Consider the following 15975-nt stretch of genomic DNA (forward strand, 5'->3'; position numbering starts at 1 on the left):
TCTCGCTCGGCTTCAGCACGACGGTGTTGCCCGCAGCGATGGCGATCGGGAAGAACCACATCGGCACCATGGCCGGGAAGTTGAAGGGCGAGATGATGCCGACGACGCCGAGCGGCTGGCGGAGGGAGTACACGTCGACGTCGGTGGAGACCTGTTCGGAGTATTCGCCTTTCAGGTGGTGCGCCAGACCCGTGGCGAACTCCACGACCTCTTGACCGCGCGTGATCTCACCCAGCGCGTCGGAGAGGACCTTGCCGTGCTCGCTGGTGATGATCTCGGCCAGTTCGCCCTTTCGGGCATCGAGGAGCTCGCGGAAGCGGAACATGATGGCCTGCCGCCGGGCGAGAGACATGTCGCGCCAACTCGGGAAGGCGGCCTTCGCCGACGCCACTGCCGCCTCGACGTCGGACAGGTCGGCCAGGACGACGTGGCGGGTGACGCGTCCGAGAGCGGGGTCGAACACGTCGCCGACGCGATCACCCGCGCCCGTGGCGCGCGCACCGCTCATCCAATGGGGAACGGTCGGAATGGCGCGGTCACGCTCGTGGGCGTCGATCGTTGTCGTCATGTCGTCTCCTTCAGAAGCTCGTGGGGATGCGCGCCGGGGCCGTGCCGTGCACGAGGGAGGCGGCGATGTCGACCGCGCGGACGACGTCGTCGTCGTGCGGGTAGAGCAGTGTGCGTCCGACGACGAGCCCGCGCATGCCGGGCAGCGCCAGGGCGCTCTCCCAGGAGGCGAACGTCTCGTCCTGCCCCGAGGAGGGGTCTCCGCCCAGTAGCAGCGTGGGCATGGTCGCGGCCTCGGCGACCCGTTCCATCTCGTCGACGACCGGGAGCTTGAGCCACGTGTAAGCCGACGAGGTTCCGAGCCCGGCGGCGATCGCAACCGACCTGATGACCGCGTCGGCGGACAGGTCGTTGACGATCCGGCCACCGCGCCAGCAGCTCATGAAAGGTTCGAGCATGACCGGGAGCCGCGCCGTTGCCGCGGCCGACACCGCAGCCGCCGTCGCCTCCAGAACCGACGCCGTCCCGGCATCCTCCAGGTTTACCCGGACGAGCAGCTTGCCGAGATCGATGCCGTCTCGCACCATCGCCGGCACGTCGTAAGCCGTGAACCGGTCATCCATCTCGAACGACGCACCCTGCAGCCCGCCCCGGTTCATGGAACCGACGACGACCTTGTCTTCGAGGACACCGAGCAGGGCGAGATCCTCGATGATGTCGGGGGTGCCCAGCACGCCATCCACACCGGGACGTTCGAGCGCGGCGGCGAGACGCTCCAGGAGAGAGACTCGACTCCCCATGGCGAACTCGCGCGAGCCCACGCCCAGCGATCCGCGTGCCGGGTGGTCGGCGGCGATGATGAACAGCCGGCCGTCCTCGCCGAGCAGCGAGCGACGCCGACGCGCACGCAGCGTCTGTGCGATGAGAGCGGGGCTCTCCGCCCGGATCCGCCGGATCCTGTCGATGTCACGCATGTGCGACCGCCTTCTCGATGAATTGCTCGACCTCGGCGGCATCCGGCATGGCAGTCGAGCATTCGCGCTTGCCGGCGACGATCGCGCCGGCGGCATTGGCCCAGACCATGGTCTTCTCCAGACCCCACCCCGCCAGCAGGCCGTGACAGAGCGCGCCACCGAACGCATCCCCGGCACCCAAGCCGTTGACCACGTCAACCGCGAACGGGCTGACCTCGACGCGTTCCTCCCGGGTCTTGGCCAGAACCCCCTTCGGGCCCTGCTTCACGATCGCGAGCTCGATACCGCGGCTGAGGAGGGCATCCGCGGCGCGGTCGGGGTCGGTCTCCCCCACCGCGATCTCGCACTCCTCGCGGTTGCCGACGGCGACGGTCACGTGATCGAGCGCTCGGGACACCTGTTCGCGCGCCGCGTCCGGACTCTCCCAGAACATGGCGCGATAGTCCAGGTCCAGTACGGTGAGCGGTCGGCGACCGCGGGCTTCCCAGGCGGTGAAGTGGGCGCTGCGGCTGGGCTCGCGGCTGAGCCCGGTCACCGTCGACCAGTACACCCGCGCGCCCGTCACCGCGTCGAGGTCCAGCTCGTCCGGGTGGATGACGAGATCGGGGGCGATCGGGTCCCGGTAGAAGTAGAGGGGGAAGTGGTCGGGCGGAAAGATCTCGCAGAAGGTGACGGGGGTGCGCAGGGATGCCACGACGTCGACGAACCGGTCGGAGACACCCAGCCGCGCCAGCTCCCGCCGAGCGTAGGCCCCGAACGGGTCGTCGCCCGTCCGGGTGATCAGAGCGGCGACCCGCCCGTACTTCGCGGCGGCGACGGCGACGTTCGTGGCCGACCCGCCGAGATACTTCCCGAAGCTGGTCACGTCCTCGAGGCCGACGCCGTCTTGCAGGGGATACAGATCCACACCGATCCGCCCGATGGCGAGAACATCGAGCGGTGAGACGAGGTGGGAAGGGCGCAAGGGTGATCCTCTTCGATCGGGGGGAACTTACTTTGTCCTAACAAATAAGAGATTAGGGCGTGCGCGCGCGATAATCAAACACGGACATGGGGATGCTCTTCGGCGCACCCCGAACACCGCGGGGCACGCCGAAGACCGCCGAGCACGTCGGCCTCAGGACCACTCCCCTCGCTACGAGGTCGGTGCGACGCGGAAACGCAGACGCATCACCCGCGTTTCGGGACGCAGAAGAGCATCCGGCCAGACGTCCGGGCCGCAGGCCCGCGAGCCCAGGCCGTTCTGCGCGACGTCGAGGTAGAGGTGGGTCCGCGTGGGTGCCGGGAGCTCGTGCGCGTGCCCCACGCGATCCACCTCTTGCGCGGTGTGGCGGGCGAGCGTGAAGCCGGGGCGTCGGCCACGGGAGTCCGGTTCGGTGTCGATCCGCAGCATCGTCCGGCCGCCACGGCGGATGTCGAGCTGACGCACCTCGCTGCGGTGGCCGCTCTCCTGGGGGTAGGCGTACGGGAAGGTGAGGCCGTCGAGATCCGCGCCGTAGCGGCCCACCAGGACGCCTCGGCGGGAATCCGGGTACGACTCCCCCGGCCCGGTGCCGAACCACTCGGCACCCTCGACGTCGACGGGAAGATCCAGCCGCACGCCGAGGCGCGGCCAGACGAGGTCCCATCGCGACGACGGGATGAACTGCAGAGTGAGGCGGACGTCGTCGCCGTCCTGTTCCCAGCGCTCCTCCAGGGTCACCGCGGCGCGCGTGTCGGCGGCGGCCCACCGGGAGCGTCTCTCCAGCACGGTGTCGTCGCGCCGGATGTCCACGACACGCGAGGTCAGACGGTCGAGGCCGGCCTGGCGCCACCGGGAGGCGTGCGAAGGACCGGGAACTCCGAGGCCGCGTCCCTCCAGGGGATCGCTCACGTCGTAGCTCCCCATGTGCGATCCGTTGTCGTTGTCCGTGGGCGCCCGCCACAGCTCGAGCCGCGGACCGTCCACCTCCAGGCCGCCGAGCGAGACAAGGTGCCCGTCGAGGAATTCCGCACCGCCGAGCCGGTACCGCCCGCTGATGTCGCGCGGGGTGACGGATCCGGGTGCGCGGCGCGGCACGGAAGCGGGCACCGGGGCCGCGTCGATGAGGAGCGCCTGCTGGGCTGCCAGGACGTGCCCCGCCGGGGCCCAGGACGCTTCTTCGGCGAGCGCCGCGCTCACTGTGACCCACACTTCGCCGCCCTCGCCGGACGCCGCCCCACCGAGAGCGATGCGTGCGGAAGCGTGACCACCCGCTGGAATGGCGCCACCGTCCTCTGCGGCGAGTGCGAGGATCCCCGCCCGGACTTCGACGCCGTCGCGCTCGATGCGCCACGGGAAGACCAGGTCCGATGTGTCGGCGGAGTGCCTCAGGTTGCTCACGCGCACCGCGACCTCCTCCGGCGTCGCCTCGATGGAGAAGCGGACGGGCGCCGTCACAGCGGCGAACTCGATCAGGCCGGGGCTCGGCGTCCCGTCGGACAGCACCATCCCATCCATGCAGGTGTGTCCGTCGTGCACACCGGTGTCCGCGAAATCATCGCCGTAGGCGAAGAACTCGACGCCCTCGGGCGTGCGAGTACGGATGCCGTGGTCCCGCCACTCCCACACGAAGCCACCGTGCAGGCGGGGGTACTGCTCGACGAGTCTCTCGTACAGCTCGATACCGCCGGGGCCGTTGCCCATCGCGTGGACGTACTCGCACATCACGAAGGGCTTGGACCGCTGCCGGGCGGACTGAGCACCCGAGGCATCCTGCAGCAGGGCGGTCGAGTCGGAACCGATGCTGATGACCTCGGCGATGGCGGGGTACATGCGCGAGTAGACGTCGGTGTAGTCACCGGCTCGGTCGCCTTCGTAGTGCACCGGACGCTCGGGATCGCGCCACCGCACCCATTCCGCCATCGCCGCGAGGTTCGCACCGGTCCCCGACTCGTTGCCGAGCGACCACATGACGATGCTCGGATGGTTCTTGTCCCGCTCGAGCGTGCGCTCCATCCGGTCCAGGTAGGTCTCGCGCCAGGCGGGGTCCTCGCTGGGATTGTCCATCCACTCGTCCACGCCCGGGGAGAAGACGTCGTTGCCGTGGTGGAAGGCGTGGGTCTCGAGGTCGCACTCGAGCATGACCCAGAACCCGAGCTCGTCGGCGAGGTCGAGGACGCGCGGATGCGGCGGATAGTGAGCCGTCCGGATGGCATTGACGTTGTGCCTCTTCATCAGCTCGAGATCATGACGCACGAAATCCTCGTCGAATCCTCGCCCCAGATCGGGGTGGGTGTCGTGCCGATTCATCCCATGCAGCACCACCCTCCGTCCGTTCACGAGGAACCGGTCGCCACGCACCTCGACCGTACGGAAACCGAGCCGAAGCGCGATGGTCTCGGCACCGTGGCGACTGGAGACGGTCGCGTCGTACAGTTTCGGCGTCTCGGCGCTCCACGCCTCGACCCGGTCGATGAGCACCGGAACGATCTGCTCCGCGTCCCCCCACTCCAGATCGATGTCCAATTCGGGAACCCGCAGGCGTACGGGGAACGCGTCGCCGTTCGCTCGAAGCTCGGTCTCGAGGACACCGCCGCCGGTGCGATGGTCGTACCCCGCCCGCACCCAGACGTCGTCAATGCCCCCCACCGGCCGAGCCTGCAGCGACACGTCCCGGTAGATGCCGGGCAGCCACCACTGATCTTGATCCTCAACGTAGGTCGACGCCGACCACTGGTGAACGCGGACGGCGATCGTATTCGTTCCGGCGTGCACGGCTTCGGTGACGTCGAACTCCTGCGCGAGTCGCGATCCCGTGCCCACCCCGATCTCGATCCCGTTGACCCACACTCGATAGCGGGACTCGACGCCGTCGAAGCGCAGAACGACGGCGTCGATCTCGTCACGCCGCATCCACTCGACGGGCAGGTCGAATGTGCGGCGATGATCTCCGGTCGGATTGAGGTCGGGGGTGAATGGAGGGTCCTGCGGGAACGGCAGCTGAACGTTGGTGTACTGCGGGGTCCCGTATCGACCCTCGCCCTGCAGTACCCAGTGCCCCGGCACCTTCAGGGTGTCCCACGCGGAGTCGTCGAGAGTCGGACGCGCGATGTCCTCGGGCTGCTCACCCTCCGGCAGCACCGCGGGCATGCCGAGTGCCCCCGGGACTCCGCGCAGAAGCCGGAAACGCCACTCGCCGTTCAGCGACATCGTGGGCGCTGTGCTGTGGAGCCAGGATCGAGCCGCCCGTCGCCGACCGCGGCCCGGTCCGATGTCGTCGACGTAGTGAACCTGGTCCTGCATGCGGATCCCTTCGGGGCATCGTGTCTGGGACGGCTACGCTCGAAGAGCCGGCATCCTCTTCCATCGGGCTTTTACCCATCGGATGGGAAAATTCCGTCGCCAACCTAGGCGACAGCTCAGCGGCGCGTCAAGGCGTACGGAGGAAGGAGAATCGCCGTGGTCCGGTCCCGTGCGAATCCTGGAACGCGCGCGTACCTTCGCGGCCGACGTGGGATCCGGTGCGCACGCCGCCCCCGCGGGCTTGTACCGCACGCCACCGCTCGTCGACCGGCGACGACATGCTGAAGGGCAGCAACATCCTTCGCCTCGGCGACTACAACCAGGCGGTGGTGCTGGACCTGATCCGGCGAGCGCCCGGGCGCAGTCGCGCTGAGCTCCAGCGAGAGTCGGGGCTTTCCTCGCAGACGATCTCCAACATCGCGCGCCGCCTGATCGATCTCGAGATGGTCCACGAATGCGCCCCGAGCGATCCGAGCCGCGGGCGTCCCCGCATCCCTCTCGCGGTCAACGGGGCGGGCGCGTTCTCCGTGGGCGTGCACATCGACCCCGCGCGGCTCACCATCCTCTTGCTCGATCTCAGCGGACGTGTGCACCGACACGAGCATCTCCGCACGCCTCAGCGGTACGACCCCGCCGAGATGACGTCGTTGATCGCCGCCGCCACGGACCGGGTGATCCGCGAGGCTGGCGTTGCTCGGGACCGGGTCCTGGGGGTGGGCATCGCGGTGCCCGGGCCGGTCGATGTGCGCTCGGGGACCGTCCTCGACCCGCCGCAATTGCCGCGATGGCGCGATGTGAAGGTACGCGCGGACCTCCACGAGGCGACCGGCATGCCCGTCCTTCTCGACAAGGACGTCACCGCCGCCGCGACGGCCGAGCTGCGCGCCTCGGCCCACTCGGATTTCTTGTTCCTCTACCTCGGAGCCGGCGTCGGAGCCGGTGTGGTCACCGAGGGGCGGGTCATGCGCGGGGTGAGCAACAACATCGGCGAGATCGGCGACATTCTCGTCGACCCGGAGGCGGAAGACCTGGGGTGGAGTGGACGACGCGGCGGCCTCGCCTCCGCGTGCGTTCCCGAGGCGCTCGCCAGACACGCGGCTCGGGCGGGGCTCATGGAGCTGCCGGACGTCACCGACCATCTCGCCATGGACGACGCGTGCAGCCGACTCGTCGAGGCCGCGGACGGGGGCGATGCGACCGCGCGGCGCATCCTCGATCGGGCGGCCGTGCATGTTGCCGTCGGGCTCGGCGTCCTGGTCAATTTCCTCGATGTCCCCCGCGTCGTGATCGGGGGGCCCCTGTGGGAGCGGTTGAGCCCCCGTTTCCTCCCTGTCCTGAACGACGCCGTCCGGCGTGAGCTCGTCGTCGCACGCCCCGCGTTCGAGGTCTCGGGTTCACGCGTCGGGGAGCGCATCGCCGCCCAGGGCGCGGCAGAACTGGTCATGGATCATTTCCTCGCACCGCGAGCGACGAGCCTGCTCGTGGAGTAGGGACCCCACACGCAGGCGGGTTCAGGCGCCGCGACGCGGCGCGTTGCCCAGTCGCGCCCGGCGCGAGTTCGTCCAGTAGAAGATCGGTGTCAGCACGATCGTGATCGAGGCCATGGCGATGACGATCGTCAGGACCTGGTGTTGACTCATCAGCGCGACGATGAGGTACCCGCAGCTGGCGGCGAGGGCCATGAGGAAGCTGTTCAGCCAGAGTCGGCCCTTGCCGACGGTGGGGGAAGGTGCGGACATCGAGGACTCCTGTCGGTCGAGGGATCAGCGGGGAGTGAAAGCGGCGAGCAGGCGGCCGGGGTTGCGGTCGAGGAAGGCGCCGCTGGCCCGGGTGGACACGACCGCGGCGAGGGCGGCGAGGCCGAGGGCGAGACCGAGCACGACCTCCACGGGCACGACCGGCTGCACCCAGGTCGCGAGCCACCCGACGCCGTAGACGAGGGCGAACGACAGCGCGAAGGCCGACAGCATGCGCACCGAGATCGTGCTCCGGTCTCCCTGCGGCGCCTCCTGGTCGTAGGGGTTCCACGCGCTGCACGCTGCTCCGACCGCGAACGACAGCGCGAGCGCGGCCAGCGCCGACACCAGCGCCAGCGGGATCTCATCAGCGAAGCCCGTCGCCAGGCCGAGACCGATCGTAAGCAGTGCGACGGCGGGAACCAGGAAGAGCGAGACGGCCAGGATCTTGCCGCTGAGGACGCTCGCGAGCGACCCGCCGGTCTGCACCGTGAGCTCGACGCCTCGCCCGTCGAAGCCGAACAGGTTCAACAGAGCTCTGGCGCCCATGGCGACCGCGCCGACGGCCGCGGCGAAGACGAGCCCGGTGCTGTGCACCTGGGTCCCCGCGAACGTGACCCCGACGACGGGTCCGAGCACCACGAACTGCGCCGCGCGAGGGTCGCGGAAGAAGTAGTAGCGCAGGTGCTGGCTGGCCGCCGCGAGGGCGGGGCCCGTGCGCATTCCCCGCAGAACCAGCGGCACGAGGGCAAGACCGGCCGCGGAGCGCCGACCACCGGATGCCACGGCCCGAACGCTGTGGCCCCGCACATGCAGGCGGAGCGCCACACCCCACAGCAGCAGCGCCACGGCGATCGAGGCGACCACGATTCCGGCCCGGGCAAGAGCGCCGACCACGTCACCGCCCGCGAGCACGTAGCCCAGCGCCGCGGCGGCGCCCGGCGGCGTCCACGTGAGGATCGTGACGAGGATGGTGCCGGCGTCCTCGGCCGCGCCCAGCAGCGGACGCAACAGGTGCGGAACGACGTAGAGCGCGACGATCACGAGCGTGGACAGCGCCACCGCGACGTCCCGCCCCCGACGCGCCGACAGCGCCTCGGCGAACAGCGAGCGCACCGCCGAGGACGATGCCACGCACAGGACCGTGAAGAGCACGGCGCCGCCGACCGCCACGGCGCGCTCCGCCGGTCCGGCGTTGATGGCCGCCACTCCCCCGGCAGCCGTGAGGAAGGTCGCCGCGGCCGTCGGCGACACGAGCCCGCCCAGGAGAAGGCCCCCCACCTGCTGGGCGCGGCTGAGCGGATACTGCTCCAGAACGGCGGGGTCGATGATGTTCGACGTGGGCACGGGGGTGGCGATCGGCAGCACGAGCCAGGCGCCGAAGACGGCCACGAACAGCAGCAGAACGAGGAGGTCGCCGAACGGGGAGGCACCCGAGTCGAGGGCCGCGACGAGGAAGCCCCCGACGAGCCCGCCCAGGATGCCGAGCGACCAGGCGAGCGCGAACACGACGATGCCGAGGCCGGACGCGCGCGCGCCGCCGATTTGGAGGGCGAGCTTCAGGCGGGCGAGGACGACAGCCATGACAGTTCCCCTTCGGCCAGCTCCCGCCCGCCGACGATGTCCACGAAGGCATCCTGGAGCGAACCACCGCGCGCCAGTTCGGCCACGGTGCCCTCTGCGACGACGGCCCCGTGGGCGATGATGGCGACGCGGTCGCACAGCTTCTGCACGACATCCAGCACGTGACTGGAGAAGACCACCGTCCCCCCGCCCTGACGGAAGCGCTGGAGCATCTGCTCCATCACCTGGGTGTTGACCGGATCGAGAGCACCGAACGGCTCGTCGAGGACGAGAACGCGGGGCGCGTGCAGCATCGCGACGGCGAGCCCCACGCGCTTGGTCATCCCGAGGGAGAAGTCCGCGATCGGCCTGCCGGCATCGGCCTCCAGATCAAGCACGCGCAGCAGATCGTCGCCGCGGGCCCGGATGTCGTCGGTGCTCATACCCCGCAGCATGCCGGCGTAATCCAGCATCTCTCGTGCCGTGAGTCGACCGAACAGCGGCGGATTGTCGGCCACGTAGCCGAGCGCCGCTTTCGCGCGCCGAGGATTCGGCCAGACCGCGATCCCAGCGACCTCGATCGAGCCCGCGTCGGGCTCGAGGAGTCCCGTGATCATGCGGATCGCCGTGGTCTTCCCTGCACCGTTCGGTCCGGCGATCCCGTAGAAGGAACCCGCAGGAATCGTGAGATCCACACCGTCGACGCTCGTGACTTCGCCGAACTTCTTGACCACGCCCGTGGCCTGGATAGCCGCCCCCATGACGCTGAGAGTAGGGGGTGCCGCACTTCGTTCCCGAGTGTTTTCGCCATCTGGCCCGCCCATGCGTGTCTCGGCCAGAGAGGCGGCTGATCGCCGATGCGACGCCGGCGACGTGTCGGAGGTCGGTCGTACCGTGATCATCCTCGGCCGGAGAAGGGATCCGGTGACGCATGACGCAGTGGCATCCGATCCTGGCCGCGGTCGAGGGCCCGACCGGCACATGGCGCATGGTCGACCCGCACGGTCACGAGTACGGCCGGGTCGAGATCCGTCGCGTGTCGGCCGGCGACCGGGTCGTGTACAAAGCCGTTCACGACGGCGAGGTCATCGGGTGGGCCGGGACGCTTCGGCTCGCCTGCTTCCAGGTGCACATGGCGTTCCTGTCGTCACTTCGCCCCGGTGGTGCGCCTGCCGCGGATTGGGGAGAACTCACGGGGAATGCGCGCAAGGAAGCCGATAGTCTTCAGTGAGTCGCTCACACGTGAGCGATCTCCCGACTCCGCATTTTCTGTGTCTCACCGCCACGATGATCGCGAGAGGAGCCGCCATGGCTCGCGTACGCACGGTCACACACGGCTACCGGCTTGCCACGGGGTGGGAGAAGATCGACAAGCGTCCCCTGACGCTCGAGGTCGCCCAAGATCTCCGGGCGCGTGGGTACACCATGGTGGTGGCGAAACGGGGCCTGTTCGATGCACGCGAGATATCGCTCAATCAGCTCATCCCTCCGCCATGACACGTGAATTGTCAATCTCGCGAGAAGTTTGCGGAATGCGAGTTCCACCGAGGAATTCGAATTGCTCGAATTCGGGCGTCGGGCTGATCTGCCGTTCTGGTAGCGGGAGCGGGGCTTGAACCCGCGACCTCACGATTATGAGTCGTGCGCTCTCACCAACTGAGCTACCCCGCCGCGCGGCACCTCCGCGAAGGAGATGCTGTGAGCCCCGAGTCAGGATTGAACTGACGACCCCTTCCTTACCATGGAAGTGCTCTGCCACTGAGCTATCGGGGCGTACCCGGATCGCTCCAGGCAACTAGAAGAGGATATCAGAGCAACGCCGTCATCCTCGAATCGGTCAGCCGCCGGTGTGCTGCCGCAGCCACGGCAGCGGGTCGATCGGGGTCGTGCCGTTCTGCAGCAGTTCGAAGTGCGTGTGGGCACCGAACGAGCGTCCCGTGTTGCCGGTGCGTCCGAGGAACGTGCCGACCGTGACCTTCTGTCCGGGGACCACCTGCAGCGAGCCGTACTGCATGTGCGCGTAACGGCTCGAGATGAGCTGACCGTCGATCTCGTGATCGATCACGACGGTCACGCCGAACGCGTCGCCGCTCTCGGTGGCGATGCGCACGGTGCCGTCGGCGATCGCCTGGATAGGCGATCCGTCGCCGGGAACGAAGTCGACGCCCTCGTGCATACGGCCGTCGCGCATGCCGAAACCGTAGGTGATCGGCACGCCCACAGCGAACGGCCACTGGATCGCAGCCGTCGGGTCGTTCACGAAGAAGTTCGAGAAGTTCTTGATGCCGGACGCGGCGGCCATCTCCGCGTACGTCGCCGCGCTGTATCCATCCGCGCGGTCGACCACGCCGGCCTGCGTCTCCGAGGGGGCGACGTACGCCTGGATGGCACTGCCGGACACATCGCCACCGCCGAGGGCGAGGCTCTGGGGCGTTGCGATCTCGGCGCTGGCGACGTTGGCGGTACCGCTCGCGGACGCCAGGGCGCTGACCGGCATCGTCATCCCGACGGTCATGAGGCCGACGAGCCCCATGACGCCGACCGAGAAGGAGGCGGCGGCCACGCGGCGTGCGTTGCGGCGGCGGGGTGCGGCATCCACGGGCAGTCCCTCGGTGACCGGCCGGGAGGCCTGCGCGACCGGCTCGGCGGCGGGCTGCGCCACGGGGGTCGCGCCGGTGAAAGCGAACAGTCGGGCGGCGGCCTCGAACTCGTCGGCGAGGTCATCGGCGGTGGACTGTTCGCCGGGCGCCTCGGCGCGCGGGGTCTCGACGCGCGGGGCCTCGGCGCGGGGAGCGTCGGCGGGCGGTGTTTCGCCGCGGAAGGGCCGCGACGCCTCTTCCGCAGCGACCGCCGCCGGGCGACGACGGCTCCGGCGCGTCACCGGCAACGTGATCGGGGAGGTGGGCAGCGCGACGGGGGTGGTCGCCTCGGTGGCGTCGGCACTCTGCAGGATGACGGCGACGTCGTCACCGGAGCGGCGCTCGTCGACGACGGTCACGTCCAGAGCCTCGGATGCCACGACGTCAGGGGTCTCGACCGCATCCGCCGTCGCTGCGGAAGTGGCGGCACGCGCCGATCGACGGCCCGGCGCGGGGAGCGTCGGCTGGATCGTGGCGGCGATCACTGTCTCGACGACGGCGGCGGCGACCTGCTCGACGATCTCGGGCTGCGACGCGTTGTCGGCGTCGGCAGGAGCCGGGTCGAGGGGGGCTTCGGTGAGAACGCCCTCTTCCACGGCCGCGGTGGCGGTGCGGCGACGCCTGTCGGCACGCGTCGACTCGGTCGCGACGGGCATGGTGGAGGGGCGACTGGATCGCCGCGTGCGGGCGGGCTCAGTCTCGGGGGCTTCTGACGGCAACGCGCGGGGGCTCTCGGATCATGTCGCAGGCGCGACGGCTTCGGGCTTTCGGGCTTCTGCCATTTCCGCAGGTTCGGGTCGCGAAAATAACGAACAGGTAACTACCCTACCCCGGCATCACTGGGAATGCCATGAAGGTGGTCGACCGTCACAGCTCAGGGTCGAGGATGTCGGCGATCCGACCGTAGAAACCGGGCCCCGCGGCGATCACCATTCCCGTGCCCGGCCGTCCGCCCGGCGCACCGCCGACCATGCCACCCGCCTCCTCGACGAGCAGCACCCCCGCGGCGTGATCCCACGGGTGGGTGCCCTTCTCGTAGTAGGCATCCACCCGTCCGGAGGCGACGGATGCCAAGTCGAGCGATGCGGCACCGATACGGCGGATGTCGCGCGCGACGGGCATGACCCGGCCGAGCAGCGCGAGCGTGGGCGCGTGCGTGGCGGGGTCGTACCCGAATCCGGTCGCGACGAGTCCCCCGGCCGCACCGACATCGGCCGTGACCGACAGGCGGTCGCCTGCGAGCCAGGCGCCACCGCCGCGCGATGCGCGGAACATCTCGCCCGAGACGGGGTTGTAGACCACTCCGGCAATGGCCGTCCACGTCGCCGGGTCGGCGGAGCCCTCGACGGCCGCGATGCTGACCGCCCAGGCCGGGATCCCGTACGCGTAGTTGACCGTGCCATCGATCGGGTCGACCACCCACGTGATTCCGCTGCGGCTCTCCTGCGCCGCGGACTCCTCGCCGTAGAAGCCGTCGTCGGGCCGCTCGCGCTCCAGCTCGGCGCGGATGAACGCCTCCACCTCTTTGTCGGCAGCGGTGACGATGTCCGCCGCGACCGACTTCGTCGCGATCTCCAGCCCCTCACGGCGGCGGCGCGCGGCCAGATCCCCCGCTTCCCGAGCGATGCGAGCGGCCAGGTCGAGAAGATCCGTGGGGAGCGTCATGGCATCCACGCTACTGGGATGCCAGCCCTGGGCGACACCGGATCGGATCGCTAGCGTGGGCACATGAACCCCCCGGAGACCACTCGCTACGACGTCGTCATCGTCGGCGGAGGACACAACGCCCTCGTCGCCGCGGCCTACCTCGCTCGCGCCGGACGATCGGTGCTGATCCTGGAGAAACAGGATGCCGTCGGCGGCGCTGCCGTCTCGGAGCGGCCGTGGCCCGGTGTGGACGCGCGCCTCTCGCGCTACTCGTACCTCGTGAGCCTGCTGCCCCGGAAGATCATCGACGACCTCGGCCTGCACATCGAGCTGCGGCGCCGCCGCTACTCCTCCTACACACCCGATCCGGCGGACCCGACGCGTGGCATCCTGATCGATACCCAGGATGCCGACGCGACCGGCGCCTCGTTCGCCCGGACGCTCGACGACACCGGTGAAGCCGAGCGCTTCGCCGCGTTCGGTGAGCGCCTCGCCCCGCTGGGGCGCGCCGTGTTCCCCACGATGACGGAGCCGCTGCCGACCGCCGACGAGGTGCGCGCCCGAGTGGGCGACGACGAGCTGTGGACGGCGCTGACCGAACGCCCCGTCGGCGATCTGCTGCGCGCGTCGCTCGAGAGCGACCTCGCGCGCGGCATCGCTCTCACCGACGGGCTCATCGGCACGTTCGCGTCGTCGGACGACGCCTCGCTCGCTCAGAACCGGTGCTTCCTGTACCACGTCATCGGTGGCGAGACCGGGCACTGGGATGTCCCCGTGGGCGGCATGGGCGCCGTGACGGCCGAGTTGGAGCGGGCGGCGCGCGAGGCCGGCGCGGAGATCCGCACCGGCGTCGACGTGATCTCGATCTCGCCGTCGGGCGAGGTGACCGCCGTCACCGACCGGTCCTGGACGTTCATCGGCGAGGTCGTGCTGAGCGGCGTCGGCCGCGCCGTCCTCGCGCGACTCCTCACCGCGGGCGGAACGCCGACGACGGCACCGGAACCCGAGGGAGCCCAGATCAAGGTCAACATGCTGCTGTCGCGACTGCCGCGGCTGAAGGACACGTCGGTCGCCCCCGAGGCAGCGTTCGCCGGCACGTTCCACGTCAACGAGACGATGACCCAACTGGATGCCGCCTACGTCACGGCCTCCGCGGGCCTGGTGCCCGACCCGCTGCCGGCCGAGATCTACTGCCACTCGCTGACGGACCCGTCGATCCTGGGCGAAGAGCTGCGAGCGAGTGGAGCCCAGACGCTCACCCTGTTCGGTCTGCAGGTTCCCCACCGGCTCATCGCCGGGGAGGATCCGGTGGCCGCCGGCGCACGGCTGCTCGCGGCCGCGCAGCAGTCCCTTGATTCCGTGCTCGCCGAGCCGTTGCGGGACTGCATCGTCGAAGCCCCCGACGGACGCCTGTGCATCGAGGCGCGAACGACCACCGACCTCGAACGGTCCCTCGGGATGGTCGGCGGCGACATCTTCCACGGAGAGCTGCAGTGGCCATGGCTCGAGGCGGGTGCTGCGGGGGGCGGGGCTGGGGCTACAGGACCCGCGGAGCGGTGGGGCGTCGAGACCGGGCACCCTCGGGTGCTGCTGTGCGGTTCGTCGGCACGACGCGGCGGTGCCGTGAGTGGAATCGGCGGGCAGAACGCGGCGATGGCGGCACTGGAGATCCTGGAGCGCAGGTAAGCGGCTGGACGGCCTGCGGCGCGGACGGGTCGCTGGTGTACGTTCCGGCCGAATGTCGTTGGCTGGGGCTAGCGTGACGCGGGCCCGCACGTCTGGGGTGCGTGTGTGCGGGGTACGTGGCGGCGTGTGTGCGGGGGAGGCGGCGCGTGGGGTCGGCTTGCGCGGGTGAATGGCGGGGCCACGGCGGGTGATCTCACCCCATGATTTCGAAGCTTTGTTCTAATCTCGAAACATGCCCCCGACCCCGTCCCCCGAGCCGCCACCCGACGCTGAAGTGTGCGCCGTCGAGCGCTTGCGGGTCCTCGTCGGCGCGATTCGCGACGAGTCCCTCGCGGCCGCCCGCGTCCACGCCGCACTCGTGAGGCTTCGAGCCGAGGCTCTTCAGGTCGCGCTCGAACAGGTCGCGCGCTCGAGATCGCGCAGTTCGCGCGAGCGAGAGATGCCGATCCGATCTCTCGCTCTCGAGGTCGCGGTCGCGACGCAGAGCCACGATCTCACGGTACAGAAAGAGCTGTCCGACGCCCACACCCTTACCGTGAAGTTCGCCGCGACCGTTGACGCGCTCGAACAGGGGCGCATCGGCGTGCGGCACGCGCAGGCCATCCTCGACACCGGCATCGTGCTCGACGACGACGCGACGCGGGCGGGGTGGGAACAGGTCGTCCTCGCGCGGGCCGAGCGCGACTCCCCCGGGCGCGTCCGGGCGTTCGGGCGCGAACTCGCCGAGAGCGTCCACCCGGTCGGCATGACGGTGCGACACGCGCGCGCCGCCGCGGCACGGGGCGTAGGCGTGCGCGATCTCGCTGACGGCATGGCCGAGCTGAGTGTGATCCTGCCGGCGACGGTCGCGTACGGCATCCGCGACCGGTTGCGACGGCAGGCGGCGGCCATTCGGGCGGCGGCGGTCGAGGTTTCTGCCACGGATTCCGAGCCGGGGGACGCGGCGGCGGAGCCGGGGG

The 15975-nt window shown here is 69.9% G+C and carries 14 protein-coding genes and 2 tRNA genes; 5 read left to right on the forward strand and 11 right to left on the reverse strand.

Going from position 1 to position 15975, the window contains the following annotated elements; all coding sequences use genetic code 11:
* From D8Y23_RS14160 to D8Y23_RS14175, 4 genes are all read right to left on the reverse strand, one after another.
* Positions 1 to 568 (reverse strand): aldehyde dehydrogenase family protein (locus D8Y23_RS14160; protein ID WP_128218741.1); only part of this gene is annotated, 568 nt, incomplete at its 3' end.
* Between the two features lie 10 nt (positions 569 to 578).
* Positions 579 to 1481 carry a Cgl0159 family (beta/alpha)8-fold protein gene (locus tag D8Y23_RS14165; RefSeq protein ID WP_128218742.1) on the reverse strand — a complete coding sequence of 301 codons (903 nt, stop codon included), beginning with the start codon at positions 1479 to 1481 and terminating at the stop codon, positions 579 to 581.
* Complete coding sequence (gene iolC / locus D8Y23_RS14170) at positions 1474 to 2445, reverse strand: 5-dehydro-2-deoxygluconokinase (protein WP_128218743.1); 972 nt, start codon at positions 2443 to 2445, stop codon at positions 1474 to 1476. Before iolC ends, D8Y23_RS14165 begins: the two co-directional genes overlap by 8 nt.
* Before the next feature lie 171 nt (positions 2446 to 2616).
* Positions 2617 to 5745, reverse strand: coding sequence for a glycoside hydrolase family 2 TIM barrel-domain containing protein (locus D8Y23_RS14175; RefSeq protein ID WP_128218744.1), 3129 nt, complete (start codon positions 5743 to 5745; stop codon positions 2617 to 2619).
* Positions 5746 to 5963: 218 nt separating this feature from the next.
* On the opposite strand from D8Y23_RS14175, the gene D8Y23_RS14180 reads away from it, so the two are divergent.
* Positions 5964 to 7235 carry an ROK family transcriptional regulator gene (locus D8Y23_RS14180; RefSeq protein WP_205797220.1) on the forward strand — a complete coding sequence of 424 codons (1272 nt, stop codon included), beginning with the start codon at positions 5964 to 5966 and terminating at the stop codon, positions 7233 to 7235.
* 21 nt (positions 7236 to 7256) lie between these two features.
* Here the strand turns inward: D8Y23_RS14180 and D8Y23_RS14185 are convergent, their stop codons facing one another.
* From D8Y23_RS14185 to D8Y23_RS14195, 3 genes are read right to left on the reverse strand one after another with little or no spacing between them, the layout of a single operon-like run.
* Positions 7257 to 7484 carry a hypothetical protein gene (locus D8Y23_RS14185; RefSeq protein WP_128218745.1) on the reverse strand — a complete coding sequence of 76 codons (228 nt, stop codon included), beginning with the start codon at positions 7482 to 7484 and terminating at the stop codon, positions 7257 to 7259.
* A 24-nt stretch (positions 7485 to 7508) separates the two neighbouring features.
* The gene (locus tag D8Y23_RS14190; protein ID WP_128218746.1) at positions 7509 to 9065 is read right to left on the reverse strand and encodes a hypothetical protein; all 1557 of its coding nucleotides are present in this window, start codon (positions 9063 to 9065) and stop codon (positions 7509 to 7511) included.
* The gene (locus D8Y23_RS14195; protein ID WP_128218747.1) at positions 9041 to 9805 is read right to left on the reverse strand and encodes an ABC transporter ATP-binding protein; all 765 of its coding nucleotides are present in this window, start codon (positions 9803 to 9805) and stop codon (positions 9041 to 9043) included. The genes D8Y23_RS14190 and D8Y23_RS14195 overlap by 25 nt, the downstream gene beginning before the upstream one ends.
* 170 nt (positions 9806 to 9975) lie before the next feature.
* Here D8Y23_RS14195 and D8Y23_RS14200 point away from each other — a divergent pair, with 170 nt between their 5' ends.
* The gene (locus tag D8Y23_RS14200) at positions 9976 to 10275 is read left to right on the forward strand and encodes a hypothetical protein (RefSeq protein WP_128218748.1); all 300 of its coding nucleotides are present in this window, start codon (positions 9976 to 9978) and stop codon (positions 10273 to 10275) included.
* Between the two features lie 77 nt (positions 10276 to 10352).
* Entirely contained in the window at positions 10353 to 10541 is a 189-nt protein-coding gene (locus tag D8Y23_RS14205) for an alternative tryptophan synthase beta-subunit (RefSeq protein ID WP_128218749.1), read from the forward strand.
* Positions 10542 to 10638: 97 nt separating this feature from the next.
* On the opposite strand, the gene D8Y23_RS14210 is transcribed toward D8Y23_RS14205, so the two are convergent.
* The 4 genes from D8Y23_RS14210 to D8Y23_RS14225 all read right to left on the reverse strand — a co-directional run bounded on the left by D8Y23_RS14210 (position 10639) and on the right by D8Y23_RS14225 (position 13348).
* Positions 10639 to 10715, reverse strand: a tRNA-Met gene (locus D8Y23_RS14210).
* 30 nt (positions 10716 to 10745) lie between these two features.
* Positions 10746 to 10817: transfer RNA gene (locus D8Y23_RS14215), tRNA-Thr, on the reverse strand.
* 64 nt (positions 10818 to 10881) lie between these two features.
* The gene (locus tag D8Y23_RS17000) at positions 10882 to 12339 is read right to left on the reverse strand and encodes a M23 family metallopeptidase (RefSeq protein WP_128218750.1); all 1458 of its coding nucleotides are present in this window, start codon (positions 12337 to 12339) and stop codon (positions 10882 to 10884) included.
* Between the two features lie 211 nt (positions 12340 to 12550).
* Positions 12551 to 13348: an inositol monophosphatase family protein gene (locus D8Y23_RS14225; protein WP_128218751.1), complete on the reverse strand. Its 798-nt coding sequence runs from the start codon at positions 13346 to 13348 to the stop codon at positions 12551 to 12553.
* A 63-nt stretch (positions 13349 to 13411) separates the two neighbouring features.
* Here D8Y23_RS14225 and D8Y23_RS14230 point away from each other — a divergent pair, with 63 nt between their 5' ends.
* Positions 13412 to 15016 carry a phytoene desaturase family protein gene (locus tag D8Y23_RS14230; RefSeq protein WP_128218752.1) on the forward strand — a complete coding sequence of 535 codons (1605 nt, stop codon included), beginning with the start codon at positions 13412 to 13414 and terminating at the stop codon, positions 15014 to 15016.
* A 232-nt stretch (positions 15017 to 15248) separates the two neighbouring features.
* A partial coding sequence (locus tag D8Y23_RS14235) for a DUF222 domain-containing protein (protein WP_128218753.1) occupies positions 15249 to 15975 on the forward strand: 727 nt, incomplete at its 3' end.

The sequence above is a fragment of the Microbacterium enclense genome, from assembly GCF_004022425.1.
GTDB lineage: Bacteria > Actinomycetota > Actinomycetes > Actinomycetales > Microbacteriaceae > Microbacterium > Microbacterium enclense_A.

Bases quoted from the DNA above. Each gene is read 5' to 3' on its own strand.
- D8Y23_RS17000 (WP_128218750.1), bottom strand. From the start codon at position 12,339: ATGCCCGTCGCGACCGAGTCGACGCGTGCCGACAGGCGTCGCCGCACC.
- D8Y23_RS14205 (WP_128218749.1), top strand. From the start codon at position 10,353: ATGGCTCGCGTACGCACGGTCACACACGGCTACCGGCTTGCCACGGGG.
- D8Y23_RS14175 (WP_128218744.1), bottom strand. From the start codon at position 5,745: ATGCAGGACCAGGTTCACTACGTCGACGACATCGGACCGGGCCGCGGT.
- D8Y23_RS14185 (WP_128218745.1), bottom strand. From the start codon at position 7,484: ATGTCCGCACCTTCCCCCACCGTCGGCAAGGGCCGACTCTGGCTGAAC.
- D8Y23_RS14165 (WP_128218742.1), bottom strand. From the start codon at position 1,481: ATGCGTGACATCGACAGGATCCGGCGGATCCGGGCGGAGAGCCCCGCT.
- D8Y23_RS14195 (WP_128218747.1), bottom strand. From the start codon at position 9,805: ATGGGGGCGGCTATCCAGGCCACGGGCGTGGTCAAGAAGTTCGGCGAA.
- D8Y23_RS14230 (WP_128218752.1), top strand. From the start codon at position 13,412: ATGAACCCCCCGGAGACCACTCGCTACGACGTCGTCATCGTCGGCGGA.
- D8Y23_RS14190 (WP_128218746.1), bottom strand. From the start codon at position 9,065: ATGGCTGTCGTCCTCGCCCGCCTGAAGCTCGCCCTCCAAATCGGCGGC.
- D8Y23_RS14200 (WP_128218748.1), top strand. From the start codon at position 9,976: ATGACGCAGTGGCATCCGATCCTGGCCGCGGTCGAGGGCCCGACCGGC.
- D8Y23_RS14225 (WP_128218751.1), bottom strand. From the start codon at position 13,348: ATGACGCTCCCCACGGATCTTCTCGACCTGGCCGCTCGCATCGCTCGG.